1 protein-coding gene and 1 pseudogene are annotated in these 1,092 nt (G+C 46.7%); both read left to right on the forward strand.

Annotated features, from left to right (window positions below; all coding sequences use genetic code 11):
* A pseudogene (locus HW443_RS13515) lies at positions 1 to 219 on the forward strand (MarR family transcriptional regulator); the annotation flags it as partial.
* Positions 212 to 1,075 carry a MarR family transcriptional regulator gene (locus HW443_RS11640; RefSeq protein WP_258190530.1) on the forward strand — a complete coding sequence of 288 codons (864 nt, stop codon included), beginning with the start codon at positions 212 to 214 and terminating at the stop codon, positions 1,073 to 1,075. The pseudogene HW443_RS13515 and the gene HW443_RS11640, both read left to right, overlap by 8 nt.
* Positions 1,076 to 1,092: the final 17 nt, after the last annotated feature.

The following is a 1,092-nucleotide window of genomic DNA, read 5'->3' on the forward strand; positions in this document are numbered from 1 at the left end:
GGATTATGTTATCTGCGTGTCCCGACCTGGTGCCCCTTCCAGCTCCAGTTCTATTTCAATATGCACAACTGGTTGGCTACGAAACTCAATAAACACTCCATCCCTCATGTTCTAAACGATAATACCTTTCTGGAAATTGGCGACTTTGAGAAAGCCCAAAAACTCTGCGATAGAATCAGAGTGGAAGACCTGCATCAGGTGTTGGACATCTTTGCTTAAGCGATATTGCCCCTTTATCAAGCGCTATGGTTTTTCTTATCGCTGGAGTATCATGCAGGCAGAATATGCCACCGACATCATCTTCAAGAAACAGTCTGACCTCAAACTACTCTATGAACCGCTTATCCGATGCGCTATTCACTCGGTCAAACCGGATAACATCGCCTCCTTTCTGGGGGGGAAACTCCACTGGAACTACCAGGGCGAAATGGGAAATAACTTCAATACCCGCATTCTCGGAACGAGGATAAAACACCACATGGGTGCAGTCTCCATCAAGATGTATGACAAGTTCGGCCTCCTTCTCCGAATCGAAACCACGGTAAACAATGTTTCCCAATTCAAGCACTACCGTGAGGTTAACCACCGGGATGGAACAAAGACCCAAAAGATAGCCCAGATGAAAAAGAACATCTACAGTCTCTTTCCCCTTGCTGGCTTACTCAAGGCCTCCAACCACCGTTATCTGGAGTTCATCTCTACCCTCTCCGACCCCACTCAGGGGATCAAGAAGTTGAACCTAGTTTCCCAGACCATTGCCTCTGAGGATCGGACCTACAAAGGGTTCAACTTCTTCGATGAAGATGACCAGAAGCTCTTCACCGTTATGGCCCGGGGTGAGTTCAACATCACTGGATTCCGAAACCGGTCCCTGCAACAATTCTTCCCTGATAAAAGCCCATCTACCATATCTCGAATTCTCAAGCGATTACGGGCCCATGGTCTGATAAAAAAAGTCGCACACACCTACAAGTACTACCTTACCACACTGGGAAAGGCCGTTATTGCGCTGGGCCTGAGGTTAAAAGAGCTTTTTATCATCCCCACTCTGGCAGGTTTGAAGACAATGACTTAATTTATTTTTCCATTTTG

The sequence above is a fragment of the Candidatus Hakubella thermalkaliphila genome (assembly GCF_013281975.1).
In the GTDB taxonomy this organism is placed as follows: Bacteria; Actinomycetota; Humimicrobiia; order Hakubellales; family Hakubellaceae; genus Hakubella; species Hakubella thermalkaliphila.